This is a genomic window from Alkalibacterium thalassium, assembly GCF_900101165.1.
GTDB classification, from domain to species: Bacteria; Bacillota; Bacilli; order Lactobacillales; family Carnobacteriaceae_A; genus Alkalibacterium; species Alkalibacterium indicireducens.
Map to the genome: position 1 here is coordinate 1 of NZ_FNFK01000109.1, position 1,930 is coordinate 1,930.

A 1,930-nucleotide genomic window follows, 5' to 3' on the forward strand; every position below is an offset into this window, starting at 1 on the left:
CATTAAAACAACACGAAAAAACAAAAAAATTGGTAATTACTATTATGTAACTGGAGGAGAAAAAATGAATAGTGATAAGATCCAACATGCTGACATCACCATAAGTGCCGTATCTCCTTCTCAATATCCAGATGATGGTTTAACTGAAATAGTCCTTGCGGGGCGCTCCAACGTGGGGAAATCGACCTTCATCAATACGATGGTCAACCGAAAAAAACTAGCTAGAACATCGGGTAAACCCGGGAAGACCCGCACACTTAACTTTTTTAATATAGAAAATGAACTGTTTTTCGTTGATGTACCAGGATATGGATACGCTAAAGTATCTAATGCAGAACAGAACAAATGGGGCAGAATGATGACTGATTATTTTGCTACCAGAGAAGAACTGGCACTCGGAATCCTATTAGTCGACTTCAGACACGAACCGACTGATCTGGATATTCAGATGTATGATTTATATAAATACTATGATATTCCCGTACTTATTGTCGCTACTAAGGCGGATAAGATAAAAAAATCAAAATACAACAAGCATTCAAGTATCATCAGAAAAACACTTGAAATAGAACCCGGCGACAAGCTGTTCACATTCTCCTCTATGACTAGAGAAGGTCGGAAGGAAATATGGGATGAGATTTTGACGTATGTAGGGGATGAGAGAGAATGAAACTTTTAATGTATGGGGTAAATAGAGATACCGTCTCTTCTGACGATATTCACAAGTACAGTCTGACCCGTGCATCCAGAAGAGAACATCTACACGATATACATGCATTCGATGGAGTAAGTGAAGTTGTACTGCTTGTTACTGAAAACAGGAATGAATACTATCTGTATGTAGATGAGAAAGATTTCAAACACGGCGATCTTCTACGCTATCTGTCACAGTATACAGATAAAATGCTTGAAGAAGTGATTCTCGAAACCTACAGCAAGTTCAATGAAGATGTGGTCAGGCATCTCCTGAATTTATCCAGCAATGTTGAGACGGCTGAACAGCATTCCTATGAACCGGTAGATATCATCGATCAGGCGCTCATGGATGCAGTTGAAGAGAAGACTGCCGGACCTGTCCTGCAGATGCTGTTTAAGAACGCTGTCGACTTTTCTCTTGATTTATGTGAAAAGGAATCGATCAGACCATTGCTTCAAGGGAACGTTCCCCGAGCCGTGCGTTCGATCCGCTCTATGCTTGAACCTTCTGGAGATCATCACTATTGTGTAATAGGCAATGAAGACCTTACAAATCAGATAATCAAACATTTTTCTGGTTCAGACTTCGGTTCTCTAACGGTTCTTTACCGCAATGAACAGACTGAACGGTCTGTAGAAGAACTGAAAAGATGGTTGGCTATTACTAATCAGCAGAACCGTATCAAACTGATTCATCTTGTTGATTCCAGTCAGTTTCTCTACAGACTCGCAAAAGCAGATGCTCTACTCATCGGCACGTGCGAAAATCATAACTGCATTTCTGAAGAACTGCTGCAGGATATGTTCGAAATGCGTCCTACTGCAAAGAACCAGCTGATATTCGACTTTAGTACTGCTCAGGACGAGACTGTCTTTTCCAGATACGCGTCGCTTACTTATAAGCACATCGAAGACGAAGCTAAGAAGCAGTACGATACTGAAACGATGGAATCTGCACAGACAGCCTTTGAGGAGCTGATATCAGTTGCTACAGGTCAGTATATGAACAGATACAATGAGATACAGGAATGCGAGCAGTTTCCTGCCTTAAAAAAGCTGCAGCCGATTAAAGAAATGGCGTCAGCAGAAAAATAAATCAGGTCGTGTAAAAGAGTCAGGATTCTGACTCTTTTTTTTCGGTGCGCCCGGCATGGGCGACAACTTGGTGGTGAAAGTCCACTACAGACTTGGCAGTAGGAACTGTTAGCGAAAGTCAAGGGTGTCCGCCGTGAGG

2 protein-coding genes are annotated in these 1,930 nt (G+C 41.7%); both read left to right on the plus strand.

Annotation, left to right across the window (positions count from 1 at the left end; all coding sequences use genetic code 11):
- The first annotated feature begins 64 nt into the window (after positions 1 to 64).
- Positions 65 to 670 (plus strand): ribosome biogenesis GTP-binding protein YihA/YsxC, encoded by a 606-nt coding sequence (gene yihA, locus BLR76_RS11450; protein WP_091269044.1) that lies wholly within the window; start codon positions 65 to 67, stop codon positions 668 to 670.
- Entirely contained in the window at positions 667 to 1,791 is a 1,125-nt protein-coding gene (locus tag BLR76_RS11455; protein ID WP_091269042.1) for a hypothetical protein, read from the plus strand. Before yihA ends, BLR76_RS11455 begins: the two co-directional genes overlap by 4 nt.
- The last annotated feature ends 139 nt before the right edge of the window (positions 1,792 to 1,930 follow it).